16 protein-coding genes are annotated in these 15,145 nt (G+C 69.2%); 4 read left to right on the top strand and 12 right to left on the bottom strand.

Annotated features, from left to right (window positions below; translation table 11 throughout):
- The first annotated feature begins 4 nt into the window (after positions 1-4).
- From IG04_RS0118135 to IG04_RS0118125, 3 genes are read left to right on the top strand one after another with little or no spacing between them, the layout of a single operon-like run.
- Positions 5-829, top strand: a complete 825-nt coding sequence (locus IG04_RS0118135; protein ID WP_030477849.1) for a beta-keto acid cleavage family enzyme — start codon at positions 5-7, stop codon at positions 827-829.
- A 60-nt stretch (positions 830-889) separates the two neighbouring features.
- A complete protein-coding gene (locus IG04_RS0118130) occupies positions 890-1,462 on the top strand; it encodes an RsiG family protein (protein WP_030477848.1) in 573 nt (190 codons plus the stop codon).
- Positions 1,463-1,505: 43 nt separating this feature from the next.
- Positions 1,506-2,687 (top strand): MFS transporter, encoded by a 1,182-nt coding sequence (locus IG04_RS0118125; protein ID WP_051770141.1) that lies wholly within the window; start codon positions 1,506-1,508, stop codon positions 2,685-2,687.
- On the opposite strand, the gene IG04_RS0118120 is transcribed toward IG04_RS0118125, so the two are convergent.
- On the bottom strand, positions 2,630-3,490 hold the full coding sequence (locus IG04_RS0118120; protein WP_030477846.1) for a DUF8083 family protein: 861 nt from the start codon (positions 3,488-3,490) through the stop codon (positions 2,630-2,632). The two genes, IG04_RS0118125 and IG04_RS0118120, sit on opposite strands and share 58 nt — an antisense overlap.
- A 173-nt stretch (positions 3,491-3,663) precedes the next feature.
- Between IG04_RS0118120 and IG04_RS0118115 the strand changes: the two genes are divergently transcribed.
- On the top strand, positions 3,664-3,852 hold the full coding sequence (locus IG04_RS0118115) for a DUF3073 domain-containing protein (RefSeq protein ID WP_030477845.1): 189 nt from the start codon (positions 3,664-3,666) through the stop codon (positions 3,850-3,852).
- 73 nt (positions 3,853-3,925) lie between these two features.
- Here the strand turns inward: IG04_RS0118115 and IG04_RS0118110 are convergent, their stop codons facing one another.
- From IG04_RS0118110 to IG04_RS0118060, 11 genes are all read right to left on the bottom strand, one after another.
- Complete coding sequence (locus IG04_RS0118110) at positions 3,926-4,921, bottom strand: NADH:flavin oxidoreductase/NADH oxidase (RefSeq protein ID WP_030477844.1); 996 nt, start codon at positions 4,919-4,921, stop codon at positions 3,926-3,928.
- A gap of 82 nt (positions 4,922-5,003) precedes the next feature.
- On the bottom strand, positions 5,004-5,798 hold the full coding sequence (locus tag IG04_RS44070) for a pentapeptide repeat-containing protein (protein ID WP_051770139.1): 795 nt from the start codon (positions 5,796-5,798) through the stop codon (positions 5,004-5,006).
- A 51-nt stretch (positions 5,799-5,849) separates the two neighbouring features.
- On the bottom strand, positions 5,850-7,703 hold the full coding sequence (gene iolD, locus IG04_RS0118100) for a 3D-(3,5/4)-trihydroxycyclohexane-1,2-dione acylhydrolase (decyclizing) (protein WP_030477842.1): 1,854 nt from the start codon (positions 7,701-7,703) through the stop codon (positions 5,850-5,852).
- The gene (gene iolB / locus IG04_RS0118095) at positions 7,700-8,587 is read right to left on the bottom strand and encodes a 5-deoxy-glucuronate isomerase (protein WP_030477841.1); all 888 of its coding nucleotides are present in this window, start codon (positions 8,585-8,587) and stop codon (positions 7,700-7,702) included. The genes iolD and iolB overlap by 4 nt, the downstream gene beginning before the upstream one ends.
- Positions 8,584-9,489: a Cgl0159 family (beta/alpha)8-fold protein gene (locus tag IG04_RS0118090; protein WP_030477840.1), complete on the bottom strand. Its 906-nt coding sequence runs from the start codon at positions 9,487-9,489 to the stop codon at positions 8,584-8,586. The genes iolB and IG04_RS0118090 overlap by 4 nt, the downstream gene beginning before the upstream one ends.
- Entirely contained in the window at positions 9,486-10,418 is a 933-nt protein-coding gene (gene iolC / locus IG04_RS0118085) for a 5-dehydro-2-deoxygluconokinase (RefSeq protein WP_030477839.1), read from the bottom strand. Before iolC ends, IG04_RS0118090 begins: the two co-directional genes overlap by 4 nt.
- Positions 10,415-11,185, bottom strand: a complete 771-nt coding sequence (locus tag IG04_RS0118080; protein ID WP_030477838.1) for an ATP-binding cassette domain-containing protein — start codon at positions 11,183-11,185, stop codon at positions 10,415-10,417. The genes iolC and IG04_RS0118080 overlap by 4 nt, the downstream gene beginning before the upstream one ends.
- Positions 11,182-12,231, bottom strand: coding sequence for an ABC transporter permease (locus tag IG04_RS0118075; protein WP_030477837.1), 1,050 nt, complete (start codon positions 12,229-12,231; stop codon positions 11,182-11,184). The genes IG04_RS0118080 and IG04_RS0118075 overlap by 4 nt, the downstream gene beginning before the upstream one ends.
- A gap of 15 nt (positions 12,232-12,246) precedes the next feature.
- Positions 12,247-13,230, bottom strand: coding sequence for a sugar ABC transporter substrate-binding protein (locus IG04_RS0118070; RefSeq protein WP_030477836.1), 984 nt, complete (start codon positions 13,228-13,230; stop codon positions 12,247-12,249).
- Positions 13,231-13,244: 14 nt separating this feature from the next.
- Complete coding sequence (locus tag IG04_RS0118065; RefSeq protein ID WP_030477835.1) at positions 13,245-14,105, bottom strand: TIM barrel protein; 861 nt, start codon at positions 14,103-14,105, stop codon at positions 13,245-13,247.
- A 2-nt stretch (positions 14,106-14,107) separates the two neighbouring features.
- A complete protein-coding gene (locus tag IG04_RS0118060; RefSeq protein WP_030477834.1) occupies positions 14,108-15,103 on the bottom strand; it encodes a Gfo/Idh/MocA family protein in 996 nt (331 codons plus the stop codon).
- Positions 15,104-15,145: the final 42 nt, after the last annotated feature.

The raw sequence follows: 15,145 nt of genomic DNA, 5'->3' as shown, positions 1-15,145 counted from the left end.
GTACATGTCCCTGGGCACGCTGATCACTGTCGCTCCTACCGGAGCGGAGCACGCGAAAGCCGACGTCCCGCAGCTTCCGGTCACCCTGGAAGAGCTGGTCAAGACGGCGCAGAGCTGCGAGCAGGTCGGCGCGGCGATGATCCACGTCCACATCCGTGGCGAGGACGCGAAGCCGTCGCTGGACCTCGGCCGGTTGAAGGCCACCGTCGAAGCGCTGCGCTCCGAGACCAGCCTCGTCGTGCAGCTCTCGACGGGCGGGTCGGTGCGCGACCCCGAGTCGGACCGGCTGCGCGTGCTCGAGGCGATGCCGGACTCGGCGTCCTGCACGATGGGCACGGTCAACTTCGGTGACGACGTGTTCATGAACCGCTGGGAGTTCATCGTCTCCCTGCACAAGGGCATGCAGGAGCGCTCGATCGTCCCGGAGTACGAGATCTTCGACATCGGGCAGCTCGCGTCGTTGAAGCGCCTGCTGGACCAGCACGGTCTGCCCGCGGGCGGGCATGTGCACGTCGACTTCGTGATGGGCGTGCCCGGCGGGATGCCCGGCGACGCGGCGACGCTGGTCGCGGCCGTCAACGCTCTGCCGGACGGAGCGACGTTCTCCGCCACCGGCATCGGCCGGACGACCCTGCCCGTGATGTTCACCGCTTTGGGTGCGGGTGGCCATCTCCGAGTGGGTATGGAAGACACCATCAGCTACTCGCGGGGGGTGCCGGTGCGGGACAACGCACAGCTCGTGGCACGTGCCGCAGGTCTCTCCAAGATCGCCCAGCGACCCGCTTTGACCCCGGATGAGGCGCGAAAGCTGCTGGGTGTGCACATTTGAGACAAGTTTGGTGCATGGGATGTGTTGGCGGGTGAGGAGGATCTACCGCAGGATGGACACGTGATCGAGGTGCGTCCTGGCGGGCGCCGCCGAATCGACAGGGTGCTCGCCCCCGACTACACGGAGGGCGTCGAGCAGCGCCCGCTCGTCGAGGTGCGCGAACTCCGCGACGAGGCTGCGCAGGAAGAGACAGATCTGTCCTACCTGCGGCGGTTGTTGCACGCGCGGATCGACATCGTGCGTGCGGAACAAGAGCGCCGCAGCTCGGGCGGCTCGGCCGTGGTCGAGCAGCTTGCCACCATCCTCTCCACGAACGCCGTGGGTCCCGCGACCGGTCTCGGCCGGTATCAGACCCATGAGCCGTCACGTGCTGATGCACACCATCGGCACGTCGAGGCGCTCATCTCCGACGTGGACCTCTCCGACGTGAGTTCGTTGACCGACGATCGCCTCGGCGACGTGCTGGAGACGCTCATCTCGGAAGAGGCGTCCGTGTCGGTGCGGCGGCGCGAGGTGCAGGTGGTCGTGGACATGCTCAACGCCGAGATCGCTTCGCGCTACCAGCGCGGGAGTGCGTCGGTGGACGAGCTGCTGGCTGCCGAGCGCGGACACCACCACCGTCCCAAGAGATAAGACGAACGTTCCACTTTCTGAGCAGCAGACCTAGCGTGCCCTCATGGGGTATCGCTGGGTCGTGCTGTCTGTCGGGGCTTTGGCGCAGGGCACGAACGCGGCCGTCTTCCTCGGCCTGCCCGCGATCAGCCCGCAGCTCCAGCAGCACTTCTCCCTCACGTTGCCCCAGGTCGGGCTGCTTCTCGGTGCGGTCAACCTCGGCACGATGATCGCTCTCGTGCCATGGGGAGTCGTCGCGGACCGACGCGGCGAACGGCTCGTGATGACCATCGGCGGCGTAGGTGCCGCAAGCTGCCTTCTCGCCGTGGCGCTGGGCAACGCCTGGATCGCCGGTCTCGCCTTGCTCGGCACCGGACTGTTCGGGGCGAGCGTCAACGCGGCCAGCGGCCGTGCGGTGATGTCGTGGTTCAGCCGGGAGTCGCGCGGCCTCGCCATGGGCGTCCGGCAGACGGCGACCCCGCTCGGCGCGGCCCTCACCGCAGCCGTCCTGCCCGGGATCGCGATCTCGGCCGGGATCCCCACGGCGTTCGTCGTGCTCGCCGGTGTGACGGCGTTCGTGGCGCTGGCGGTGGCCCTGCTGGTCCGGGAACCGCCCGGCGCGATCCGGGCGGGCACTGATCACGGCCTGGTGCTCAGGGACCCCCGGTTGCTGCGGCTCTCGCTCGCCAGTGGGCTGCTCGTGGTGCCCCAGTTCACCGCCACGGCCCTGCTGGTGCCGCTCCTGCACGGGCACCGCGGCATGAGCGTGACGGCGGCAGCGGCCGTCTTCGCCGTGGCGCAGTTGCTCGGCGGGGCCGGACGGCTGGCGGTCGGCGTCTGGTCGGACCGGGCGCGCAGCCGGATCGGGCCGCTGAAGATCGTCTCCGTGCTCACCGCGAGCGGATTCGTGCTGGTCGCGGCACTGGACCAGGCGCCATTGCCGTTGCTGATCGCGGTACTGGTGCCGACCTCGCTGTGCGCGCTGTGCTGGAACGGGCTGGCGGTCACCGAGGCCGGTGAGCTCGCGCCGGAGGGCCGCAGCGCCACCGCGATCGCCATGCAGAACTCGGCGAACTACCTGAGCGCGGCGGTGACCCCGTTCGTCGCGAGCTTCGTCGCGGTGCACGTGGCGTGGCCTGCGGCGATGCTGCTGGCGGCGGTGGCCGCCGTGGCCGCGCGGGTGCTGCTTCAGCCGTGGCGTTCCCTGCGGGCCAGTTCGCCCCAGAACTCACGCAGCGTCTCGTAGCGCAGCGCGACCTCCTCGGCGTCGTCCGCTTCGAGGGCGTCCACGATGGCGTTCACGTCGGCCGCCGAGGTGTCTTCGAGCAGGTCTTTGTCACCCAGCAGCTGAACGAGGCCGCCGTAGTCGAGCTCGACGGCCGAGTGCGGGTGGAAGTGCTCGAGCCAGCGGCCCGTATCGGCGAGGACCTTGGCCGGCCCGTCGTCGCCCAGCGAACGCTTCACGACCTTGAGCGCCCGCGCGATCCGCCGCCTGGCGTCGGCCATGGCCACGCGCCACGACACCTGGCGCTCCGGGTCGTCCTGGGCGCTGGCCAGCACCACGCGGCGCTGGGCGGGGTCGACGAGGACGAACCACGGCAGCGGGATCGTCCAGGTCGTGGAAATCACGTGGACCGCGCCTGCGGAGAGTTCGGCCATCACAGCGGACGCGCGCGACCGGACCGTTTCCGACGAGAGGCTGAGGGCCTCGTCCTGCAGGATCGGCGGCGCGGAGGCCAGGAAGCCCACCAGAGCGGCGGCGGAACGGGCCCTGAGGTCGAGCGGACAGACGAGTGGGCCCGGGCCGACACGGGCGGCTTCGGAGGTCGGAACCTCGGCCGGACTGATCGTCATCACGTCGGACGACTCGCCCGGGAGGAGCTTTTGTCCCAACTGTGATCGCAACCACAGCTCTCGTTCCCGGTCTCCTACCTCCGACCGGGGGACAGGGCCCGCTTCCAGGGCTTTTGCGACCTTGGAAGCTAGCTTTGCGTCCAACACCGATAACGGTTCGTACACCCTTAGGTAGGCGACGAACGGTCTTGGCACGTGTGCATCCTTCCACGCGAGGGGGGCCGCGAGATTTGGCGGTACGTGTCACGCCTACCGCGTCGCGAGGAACCCCATCGGCACGGTACGGTAGTTACCAGGAATCAGTTGTCGAGACGAGTGGGGCCGCCGTTCCCCCGGCCGCCCCCGTCCCTGTGCGAGGGGGTCGAGCCATGGGGCGCGGCCGAGCTAAGGCCAAGCAGACGAAGGTCGCCAGGGAGCTCAAATACAGCTCTCATGAGACCGACTTCGCTGCGTTGCAGCGCGAGCTGTCGACTGATGAAAGGTCGCCGAACGGGAGTAGTGGTGGCGATGAGCCACACGACGACCCGTACGACGATTACGACGATTACCGTCGCTGAATTCAGCCTTCGGAGTTCAAGGGTTGGGCGGCCGGTCACCCCGGCGCCCAGCCCTTGAACTCTGAGGGCTCTTTCAGAACGCCCTGGCGTACTGCTTCGGCGCGTGGATCTCCACACCCAGCTGCTGTGCCGCATGCAGCGGCCAGTACGGGTCGCGGAGCAGTTCACGCGCGAGCAGGACCAGGTCGGCGGAACCGTCCGTCAGGATCTGTTCGGCCTGAGTCGCCTCGGTGATCAGGCCGACTGCACCCGTGGGCACGTCTGCCTTGCGTCGCACAGCTTCGGCGAGCGGCACCTGGTAGCCGGGCCCGATCGGGATGTCCGCCTGCGCGGTGTTGCCACCGCTGGACACGTCGATCAGGTCCGCACCCGCGGCCTTGAGCGCCTGTGCCAGCACAACGCTGTCGTCGGCAGTCCAGCCGTTGTCGACCCAGTCGGTGCCGCTGATCCTCACGATCACGGGCACCTCCGGGCCGACCGCTGCCCTCACGGCGGCGGTGACCTCGACGGGCAGGGCGATGCGTTCTTCGATGCTGCCCTCGTTCGTGAGCGGCGAGTAGAACTCGTGCAGCAGGTAGCCGTGGGCCGCGTGGACCTCCAGGACCTCGAAACCGGCCTCGATCGCCCGCAGCGCCCCGTCGACGAACGCCTTGACGATCTGCGTGGTGTTCGTCAGCTTCTCCGGCTGGTTGCCGCCGGGGAACGGCTCGGTCGTGGGCGCCACCGGCACCCAGTCACCGATCGCCTTGCGCCCGGCGTGCGCGAGCTGGATGGCCGGCACCGAGCCGTGGTCCTTGATGAACCTCGTGATGGGCTTCCAGGCCTCGACCTGCTCGTCGTTCCAGATGCCGGTGTCCTGCGGCGAGATCCGGCCGCGCGGCTCGACCGCCGTCGCCTCGGCCATGACGAGGCCGGCGCCACCGACAGCGCGGGAGCCGAGGTGGACGAGGTGCCAATCGGTCGGCACGCCGTCTTCCTTCGTCACCGAGTACTGGCACATCGGGCTGACCGCGATGCGGTTGGGCAGCGTGACCGAGCGCAGGGTCAGCGGGGAGAACAACAGGCTCACGAAAAGCTCCCTCGAACGTTCGTTGGGCTACGAATCGTTCAAGGGGCGCGGGTCGGCGTGTTGTTCCCGGATGTGAGGCATCTCAGTCACTGAACAGCGACGCAGAGACACGGGCTGGGGTGAAGTCCGGAGGCCACAGCGTCCCGCGGTTGACGCGAGCCCCGGTCAGGACGGCCTTGTCCAGGTTGACGGCGCGCATGTCGGCGCCACGCAGGTCCGCGTCCGTGAGGTCGGCGGCACGGAGGTCGGCGCCTTCGAGGCAGGCGACCCGCAGGGAGGCCTTGCGCAGGGAGGCTCCCCGCAGGTCCGCGTCGCGGAGGTCCGTGCCATCGAGGACGCAGTCGTCCAGGCAGGTTCCGAGCAGCCGTGCGCCGGCGAGGTTGGCCCGGCGGATCACCGCTCCCGCGAGCTCCTGCTTCCCCAGGTCGGCGCCGCACAGATCGACGTGGGACAGGTCGATCGCCGCACCAGGCCGCCGGATGAGGATCGCCAGAGCTGTCTCGACGTCCGGCACCGGGCTCCTGACGACCGGGTCCGGCGCGTCCGTCCAGGGAGATCGCTCGCGCAGGAAGTCCCCGATGGTGTCGTCCACGAGCTGCCGGCTCCGCGCCGAGTCCTTCGCGATCTGTGCCAGCGCGTGCAGCCCGCCGAGCCTGACTTCGGCCTGGTCGCTGCCGAGGTGTTCCACGGCGCGGCGGTACCGGTCGATGACCTGGCCATCCCTGACCTGATGCCAGCCCAGCGCACCGCCCGCGAGGACCAGCACCCCGCCCAACAGCAGCAGTGACGTCGATCGTGGAGCGGTCTGCGGCACCAGCAGGGCGACACCGAGCACTACCAGGGCGACCGCGCCGAGCCTGAACATCCGCTTGCTCACGGAGAGTCATCCTCGTGATAGCGGCTGTCCGGCGGTATCCGCTGTTGGAGTTCAGCTCAGATAACGGACCTGCTTGGCCTTGCCTTCCAGCACTTCCTCGCGGGCCTGGGCGATTTCGGACCGGTGTGAGACCTCCGGCACACCGACCTCCCACCAGGCCCCGGCCTCGGTCCACGACGACGGGTGCGTGCGGATCACGACGACGGCCGGGCGTTTCTCGGCAACCGCGACCTCCCGGGCCTTGCGGTAGGCGCCTTCGAGGCCGGCCAGCGAGTCGACGGGGAAGACCGCGCAGCCCATCGCCGAGGCGTGGGCGGCGAAGTCGGTGCGCGGGGGTTCGGGGTGGCCGGTCGTGCAGTCGGCGTAGAGGTTGTTGAAGCCCGCGCCACCCTGACCCGTCTGCAGGCGGTGGATCACGGCGTAGCCGTCGTTGTCGCAGACGACGGCCACGAAGCCGTGGCCGGCGAAGGCCGCCGAGAAGAGTTCGGAGTTCAGCATCAGGTACGAGCCGTCGCCGAGCAGCGTGGTGACGACGCCCTGGGTGTGCGCGATCGCGGCTCCCCAGGCGCCGGCCAGTTCGTAGCCCATGCAGGAGAAGCCGTACTCGACGTCCATTGTGGACTCACCGGTGGCTCGCCAGCCGCCGATCAGCTCGCCGGGGAGGCCGCCGGACGCCGTCATGACGTAGTCGGTGGGCTCGCTGACGTCGTTCACGACGCCGACCACCTGGGCGTACGTCGGAAGAGCGGTCGACGGCGTGCGCAGCGAGGTGATGTGGGCGTCCCACTTCGCGCGTTCGGTCTGGGCACGACCGGCCCAGTCCGCCGGGGCCTGCCAGGAGGCCAGGACGTCGGTCAGTTCGCGCAGGCCCTCGTCGGCGTCGGCGACCAGGGCGAACGAGCCGTGCTTCACGGCGTCGAAGCGGGCCGCGTTCAGGGAGAGCAGGCGGGCGTCCGGGGAGAAGACGGTCCAGGACGCGGTGGTGAAGTCCTGCAGGCGGGTGCCCACGGCGATGACCAGGTCCGCCTCGCCGGCCAGGACGTTGGCCGACGTCGAGCCGGTGATGCCCAGCGGGCCGGCGTGCAGCGGGTGGTCGTGCGGGATCAGCGTTCGGCCCGCCGTCGTTTCGACGACCGGGATGTTGTGCTGTTCGGCGAAGCGCAGGGCCCGGCCTGCCGCGCCCGAGTAGCGGACGCCGCCGCCCACGACGAGCAGGGGACGGGAAGCGCCGCGGATTGCGGACGCGGCTTCGGCCAGGGCGAACAGGTCCGGGCGCTGGCGCAGCGGGCGGTGGACCACGGGGGCGAACAGCGCGTCGGGGAAGTCGTACGACTCGGCCTGGACGTCCTGCGGCAGCGCCAGCGTCACCGGGCCGCAGTCGGCTGGGTCGGTCAGGACGCGTGCCACCTGCGGCAACGTGGAGAGCAGCTGTTCGGGGCGGGTGATCCGGTCGAAGTAGCGGCTGACCGCGCGGAACGCGTCGTTGACCGTCGCGGTCGGGTCGTGGAAGTGCTCGACCTGCTGGAGAACGGGGTCCGGGGCGCGGCCGGTGAAGGTGTCGCCCGGCAGGAGCAGCAGGGGCAGGCGGTTGGCGTGGGCCACGCCGGCCGCGGTGACCATGTTCAGGGCGCCGGGACCGATCGACGACGTGGCGACGCCCACCTGGCGGCGGTGGGTGGCCTTGCCGATGCCGACGGCGGCCAGTGCCATGCCCTGCTCGTTGTGGCCGCGCCACACCGGGATGCGGTCGCGGACCTCCTCCAGGGCGTTGCCGAGACCGAGGACGTTGCCGTGGCCGAAGATCGCGAACACGCCGGGGAACAGCGGCGCGACGGTGCCGTCGAAGAGTTCGGTCCGCTGGGCCAGCATCCAGCGGACCAGCGCCTGCGCGGTCGTGAGCTTCACTTGACGCGCCCCTCAGCAGTCGTGACCGGGCAACGGGGATCGAGTTCCTGCGTCGCCCAGCTGTCGCGGATCCAGGTGTGGGCCGGGTCGTCGCAGAACGCCATCGAGCGCTCGGAACCCGGACCGGCCAGGATGTTCAGGTAGTACATGGGATATCCCGGCGCCGCGACGCACGGGCCGTGGTAGCCGCGCGGGATCAGGAAGACGTCGCCGTCCCGCACGGTCACGTCCTCGTCGACCGTGCCGTCGTCGGTGTACGTGCGGTGGAAACCGAAGCCGGTGCGAGACGGTGTCACGCCGTCGCGGTCGGCGATGCGGAAGTAGTAGATCTCCTCGTTGTTCACTTCGCACGGCTCGGACTCGTCGTGCTTGTGCGGCGGGTACGAGGACCAGTTGCCGTCCGGGGTGATCAGCTCGCACGCGTTGAGCTTGTCCGCGTGGTCCCACACGCCCGGCACGCCGAAGTTCGTGACCTGGCGGGTCGCGTTGCCGGAGCCGCGCACCTCGACGGGAACGCCGTCCGCCGGGCCGTACTTGGGCGCCAGCTTCTTCTCGCAACGCGCCGTCGGCAGTGCGACCTCACAGCCCTCCACCGAGACGAGACGGACCGTCTCGTCTCGCGGGACGTAGGCGAAGTCCGTGACGCGGGTGAAGACGGAATCGCGGCCCTGCAGTTCGAACCTGGAGTCGCCCACCTCTACCGACAGGGATCCGGCCAGTGGCAGCACGAACGCCTCGAACTCGCCGGTCTCGACGGTCCGCGACCCGCCGGCCTCGATCCGCAGCACGCGCAGGCCGGTGTAAGCCCAGCCCGCGTCCTCCGGGGTCAGCGCGATGACGTCGGAGTCGGTCGAGAGAGTCCCGTGTGGACGGTGCCAGGTCATTCCGTGGCCCCCTTCGCGGTACGGAGGATTTCGGCGGCAGCGGCGACGGCGGCGGCGACATCGCCGTCCGGCGGGTAGAGCAACGCCCGGCCGATGACCAGGCCGCGCACGGTCGGGTGGCCCAGTGATCGGCCCCATGACGCGAGGTCGTCCTGGGGGTTCGCGGACGGCATACCGCCGAGCACCAGGGCGGGCAACGCGGTGGTGTCCAGCACGATCTCCGGTTGGTCCGGCGCGGGCAGCTTCAGCCAGGTGTACGCGGAGGTCGACCCCAGGCCGGCAGCCACGGCCGAGGCGCGGGAGAGAGCGGCGGAATCCTTCTGCAGCACCAGTTTGTCGTTGTGATCGCGCTTGTACGGCAACGGTTCGACCATCGCCATCAGGCCGTGCTCGGCGAGTTCCGTGACGGCTCGCGCGCAGCCTTCCAGCGTCGGGATCGTGCCGGGGTCCGAGTCGACCAGGCGCAGCAGCATCTTGCCGCCGTCGAGCCCGAACTTCGCGATGGACGACGCGTCGTAGGCGGTGAACCTGTCGTCGATCTCCCAGTCCGCGCCGGCGAGGCCACCACGGTTCATCGAGCCGATGACCACGCGCTCGTTCAGGCCGTCCAGCAGAAGGAGGTCCTCGATCACGTCCGGCGTGCCGAGCACACCGTCGACGTCGGGATTCGCCAACGCTGTCAGCAATCGGGCCAGCAGCGAGCGCCGGTCCGCCATCGCCATCGGATCGCCGCCGACGCCGAGCGCACCACGCGCAGGGTGGTCCGCCGCGACGAGGAACAACGTGGACTTGCCGTTCAGCAACGAGTTCCGTCGCTTGCGCGACTGGTAGGCCCGTCGGATCGCGCCAGGATCCTCGGCCCGCCGCCACAACAGTTCGCGCCACTGGCCGTCGGTGATCACAACAGTTCCTCGATCTCTTTCTGGTCGGGCATCGCGTCGGCGCACGCCAGCCGGGACGCCACGATCGCGCCCGCCGCGTTGGCGTAGCGGGCGATCTTCACCGGGTCCCAGCCGGACAGCAGGCCGTGCACCAGGGACCCACCGAACGCGTCACCGGCGCCGAGCCCGCACACCACCTCGACCGGGTTCGGCTCGACCGTCCAACGACCTTCGGGCGTGGCCACGAGAACCCCCTCGGCGCCCTTTTTGACCAGTGCCAACGAGATTCCGCGCGCCAGCAGCCGATCAGCGGCCTCGTCCGGGTCGGACGTGCCGACCGCGATCTCGCACTCGGTCCGGTTGCCCACGGCGACCGTCACGTGGTCGAGCATCCAGCTGATCTCGGCGCGCGCGGTCTCGACGTCCGGCCAGAACATCGGCCGGTAGTCCAGGTCCAGCACGGTGTGCCCGCTGCGGGCCCGGTTCGCCAGCATCATCCGCTGCGAACCGCGGGCAGGCTCGGCGGAAACGCCCGTGCCCGTCACCCACAACAGCGGGACCTCGCGCACGAGCGGCCACGGCACGTCGTCCTCGCCCAGCGTCAGATCCGGCGCGATCGGCAGCCGGTAGAACAGCAGCGGCGGGTCCGCGGGCGGGTTGAGCTCGCAGAACACCACCGGGGTCAGGAGGTCGGGCGAGGTGCCGACGTACTTCGACGACACCCCGAAGCCTTCCAGCGCCTCACGAACGTAGGTGCCGAACCCGTCCGGGCCGACCTTCGTCAGCACGCCGGTGCGACGGCCGAGCCGCGCGGCGGCGACCGCGACGTTGGTCGCGGTCCCGCCGAGCGACTTGGCGAAGGTGCTGACCTGGGCCAGCGGCACCCCGGACTGCTCCGGGTAGAGGTCGACCCCGACCCGGCCGACGGTCAGCACTTCCAGCGACGTCACGCCTCGACACCCCGCAGCTCGTGCTCCAGCGCCTCCAGTTCGGCGCCGCCGGCCATCTGCCGGGTCAGCTCACCGATGTCGATCTCGGACTTCTCGTAGCTGCCCAGCGCACGGCCGCGCTTGAGCAGCAGGAACCGGTTGCCGACCGGGTAGGCGTGGTGCGGGTTGTGGGTGATCAGCACGACGCCGAGGCCGCGATCACGCGCCTGGGCCACGTACTTCAGCACCACTCCGGCCTGCTTCACGCCCAGCGCGGCCGTCGGCTCGTCCAGGATCAGCACCTTGGCGCCGAAGTGCACCGCGCGGGCGATGGCGACGCACTGCCGTTCGCCACCGGACAGCGTGCCGACCGGCTGCTCCACGTCCCGCAGGTCGATGCCCATGTCGGACAACGCCTTCCTGGTGATCTCCTTGCCCTTCCTGCGGTCCAGGAAGCCAAACTTCGTCGTCGGCTCCGAGCCGAGGAAGAAGTTGCGCCACACCGACATCAGCGGCACCACCGCGAGGTCCTGGTACACGGTCGCGATGCCGTGGTCCAGGGCCTCGCGGGGCGACGAGAAGCGGATCTCCTCGCCTTCGACCTTGAACGAGCCCTGGTCGTGCTGATGGACACCGGCCAGGATCTTGATCAGGGTCGACTTGCCGGCGCCGTTGTCGCCGAGCACGCAGGTGACCTCACCCGCGTTGACCACAGTGGACACATCGCTGAGCGCGATGACGCTGCCGTAGGTCTTGCCGATGTTCTCGGTCTCGATGAGTGACGTCATCGCCGGACCCTTTCCGCTCGGCGGCGCAGCATGTTGTTCACCAGCACGGCGGCCAGCAGCATCACGCCGAGGAACAGCTGGAACCAGTCGCTGTTCCAGCCCGCGTAGACGATGCCCTGCCGGGCCATGCCGAAGATCAGCGCGCCGATCGCCGCACCCACCGCGGAACCGAAGCCACCGGTGAGCAGACAGCCACCGATCACCGCCGCGATGATGTACTGGAACTCGAGGCCGATGCCCTGGTTCGCCTGCACGCTCGCGTACCGCAGGATGTTGATCGAGCCCACGAGCCACGCGGCGAACGCCGTCGTCATGAACAGCAGGATCTTCGACCGCACGACCGGCACACCGACCGCGCGCGAACTCTGCGCGGCACCACCGATCGCGAAGATCCAGTTGCCGAACTTGGTGCGCATCAACAGGGTCGACGCGACGACGGTGAACAGGACCCACCAGATGATCGACACGTAGAAGCTGACGCCGCCGATCTGGAACGTCGAGGCGAACAGGAACCCCGCCGACTCGTACCCGGCGGCCTCGCGCATGCCCGACACCTGCACACTGCCCGTCACCAGGCGCGTGACGCCGAGGTTGAGGCCCTGCAACGCGAGGAAGCTGCCCAGCGTCACGATGAAGCTCGGCAGGCCCGTGCGCATCACGAGCCAGCCGTTCAGCGCGCCCACCGCCAGTGCGAAGGCGAGCGACACCAGCAACGCCAGCCAGACGTTGAGTCCCAGCTGGGTGGCGAGGAGAGCCGTGACGAGCGCGGTGGACGCGGTCATGACACCGGCGGACAGGTCGAACTCGCCACCGATCATGAGCATCGCCACCGCGACCGCCATGATGCCGAGCATGGAGGCGTCGTCCAGCCAGGTGGCAGCACCACCCACGCTCAGGAACTGCTCGGTGACCACGGAGAAGAACAGGAACACCAGCAGTGCGCCGAGCATGGCGCCGATCTCCGGGCGTTTGATCAGCTGATCCATCGCCCTGGGCTTGCCCAGCCGTTCGTCGGCAGCCGATGGAGCTGTGGCCGTCACGGTCATCTCCCCGCCTCCTCCTTACCTCTTGCCGTTCTTGGCGTACTCCGCGACCTTGTCCACATTGGACTTGTCGACGAAGCCGGGACCGGTGAGGACGGGCTTGCCGCCACCGAGGGTGTTGGCGTTGTCCTTGAAGAGCTTCAGCATCACGATCGGCAGGTAGCCCTGCTGGTACTGCTGCTGGTCGACGGCGAACAGCACCTCGCCCGCCTTGATCGAGCTGACCACGTCGGCGTTCAGGTCGAACGTCGCGACCTGTGCCTTCGAGCCCGCGCCCTTGATCGCGGAGGCCGCGTTCACGGCGACCTGCGGGTTCAGCGCCAGCACGCCGTCTACGGCCGTGTCGGACTGCAGCTTGGCCTTGATGCGGGCCTCGATGTCGGTCGGGTTGGAGATGTCGACCTGCAGGTTCTCCACCGCGCCGCCGAAGCCGGTGCGGGCACCGTCGCAGCGCTGGTTGAGGCCCGTGTTGCCGGCCTCGTGGATCACGCAGAGGAGCTTGGTCTTGCCGGCGGCCTTGAGCTTCTTGCCGGCTTCCTCACCGGCGATCGACTCCTCCTGGCCGACGTGGGCCATGGCACCGAACTCCGCGCTCTTCGCGCTGCCGGAGTTGATCGTGATGACCGGGATGCCGGCCTTCACGGCGTTGTCGATGGACGTCTTGAGCGCGTCCGGGTTCGCCATCGACACCACGATGCCGCCGACCTTCTGCGACACGGCGTTGTCGATCAGCTTGGCCTGGCCGCCGGGGTCGCCGTCGGAGTTGTAGGTGACGCCGACGCCGAGCTGCTTGCCCGCGTCCTCGGCGCCGACCTTCACGACGCTCCAGAACGCGTCGCCCGCGGTGCCGTGCGTGATGACGGCGACCTTCAGGTCTCCGGTGGCCGGTGCGCTGTTGTTCTGCGTGTTCTGGGTGTTGGTTCCCGTGGGACCGCTACAGGCGGCGAGTAGAGCAACACCGGCGAGGGCAACGCCCGCACGGATGACCAGACGAGACTTCATCGTCTCCAGTCCCTTCAGAGGATCTTGCTGAGGTGCGCAAGGCTGCGCGCGGTGTCCCTTAGTGGCGTGTCCACTGGACTTCCGTCCTTGAGCCGGGTGTCCTGCTCAAGCACGAACCAACCGGTGTAGCCCGCCTCTTGAACGAGCTTCACCAGCGCTTCCACGTCCACGTCGCCGTCCCCGAGCGGCACGTAGATGCCCTGTTCCACGGCATCGGTGTAACTGAGCTCGCCGCTGCGCACCTTCGCCGCGATCTCGTCACGCACGTCCTTGAGGTGCACGTGACCGATCCGGTCCGGGTAGCGGCGCGCCAGCTCGACCGGGTCCGTGCCACCGATGAGGAGGTGGCCGGTGTCCAGGCAGAGCTGGAGATCGGAGTCCGCGAGGAACCTGTCGACCTCCGCCTCCCGCTCGACGTGGGTGCCCACGTGCGGGTGCAGCACGGTTTCGAGGCCGTGCCCGGCGGCGATCTCACGGATCTTCGCGCAGGTGGCGACGAGGGTGTTCCACTCGTCGTCGGTGAGCTTCGGTGTCTCGTCGTAGCCGTCGAGTCCGGTCGCGGCGGCGAGCACCAGAACCTCGGCGCCCCCTGCCTTCAGGATCGCGGCGACGCGGTCCGCTTCGTCCAGAGTGGACTTGACGTCGGTGTGCAGGGTGACCGCGAGGAAGCCGCCGACCAGCGTCAGTTCGTGGCCGGCGAGCAGGGTCTTGAGCTGTTCAGGGTCGGCCGGGAGGTAGTCGGGCGGGCCGAGTTCCGTGGCGGCGAGGCCCAGGGAGTGCATTTCGGCGAGAACCGTGTCCGAGGGCAGGACGTTGCCCCAGCCCGGAACCTCGCACACGCCCCAGGAGATCGGTGCCCCAGCGATCTTCGCCATGCCTAGTTCCCCTCGATCCGCACCGGTGCGCCACTGCGACGCGACTGCTCACATGCTTCAGCCAGACGGAGACTGATCAAACTCTCTCGCGCCGGCGACGGGTTCGCGACCTCGCCCTTGATGACCTGCGTGAACAGGTTCATCTCGTTGACGTACGCGCGGTGGAAGCGCTCGGGGAAGCCGGGGTAGGCGTCCGGTCCGGCGACGTGGCCGCCGGGCTCCAGCGAGTTCAGCGGGGTGCGCGGGTCGACGCCCGCGACCAGGGAGTCCTTGCTGCCGAGCACCTCGATGCGGTGGTCGTAGCCGACCGGGTCGTGCCGTCCGCCGGCCAGCGTGGCGTGCGCGCCGCCCTCGAACTTCAGCATCACGACGGCGTTGTCCACGTCGTCGGCGTCCGCGAACGCCTGGTGCACCAGCACGGAACCGCTCGCGTAGACCTCGACGACCGGCTGACCGACCAGCCACGGCACGCAGTCGAGGTCGTGGATCAGCAGGTCGCGGAAGATGCCACCGGAGGCGGGCAGGTAGGAGAAGTCCGGCGGGTTCGCGTCGTTGCCGACCGCCCTGACCAGGTAGACGTCGCCGACCTCGCCCGCGCGGATGCGGCGGTTGAGCTCGTAGATGGCCGGGTCGAACCGGCGCTGGAAGCCCACGAGCACCTCGACGCCGGACTTCTCGACGTCCGCGATCAGCGCGGCCATCTCGGCGACGTCGCTCGCGATCGGCTTCTCGCACAACGTGGGGACGCCCTTCGCGATGGCCGCGCGGAGCATCTCGGGATGTGTGTTCGTCGGGGTGGCCAGCAGCACGCCGTCGACGTTGTCCAGCAGCGTGCCGAGGTCGTCGACCGCCTTGGTCCCGGCGAGTTCCGCCGACGCCTGCGATGCCCTGCCAGGCACCGGGTCGAAGAGGAGCACCTCGTCGACTCGATCCAGTGCGGCGAGGTTGGTCGCATGCATGGTGCCGATCCTGCCGACACCCGCTACTCCGATCCGCATCGCAGGTTTCCCCTGTTCTTGGCCGAGATGTGTTAGAGCGCT

The sequence above is a fragment of the Lentzea albidocapillata genome (genome assembly GCF_000719115.1).
In the GTDB taxonomy this organism is placed as follows: domain Bacteria; phylum Actinomycetota; class Actinomycetes; order Mycobacteriales; family Pseudonocardiaceae; genus Lentzea; species Lentzea albidocapillata.
Note: the sequence above shows the minus strand (reverse complement) of the source record. Positions and strands in the feature narration are given on the sequence as shown.

Coding starts and splice junctions, on each gene's coding strand:
- IG04_RS0118135 (WP_030477849.1), top strand. CDS start 5: ATGTCCCTGGGCACGCTGATCACTGTCGCTCCTACCGGAGCGGAGCAC.
- IG04_RS0118125 (WP_051770141.1), top strand. CDS start 1,506: ATGGGGTATCGCTGGGTCGTGCTGTCTGTCGGGGCTTTGGCGCAGGGC.
- IG04_RS0118115 (WP_030477845.1), top strand. CDS start 3,664: ATGGGGCGCGGCCGAGCTAAGGCCAAGCAGACGAAGGTCGCCAGGGAG.
- iolB (WP_030477841.1), bottom strand. CDS start 8,587: ATGACCTGGCACCGTCCACACGGGACTCTCTCGACCGACTCCGACGTC.
- IG04_RS0118080 (WP_030477838.1), bottom strand. CDS start 11,185: ATGACGTCACTCATCGAGACCGAGAACATCGGCAAGACCTACGGCAGC.
- IG04_RS0118075 (WP_030477837.1), bottom strand. CDS start 12,231: ATGACCGTGACGGCCACAGCTCCATCGGCTGCCGACGAACGGCTGGGC.
- IG04_RS0118070 (WP_030477836.1), bottom strand. CDS start 13,230: ATGAAGTCTCGTCTGGTCATCCGTGCGGGCGTTGCCCTCGCCGGTGTT.
- IG04_RS0118065 (WP_030477835.1), bottom strand. CDS start 14,105: ATGGCGAAGATCGCTGGGGCACCGATCTCCTGGGGCGTGTGCGAGGTT.
- IG04_RS0118060 (WP_030477834.1), bottom strand. CDS start 15,103: ATGCGGATCGGAGTAGCGGGTGTCGGCAGGATCGGCACCATGCATGCG.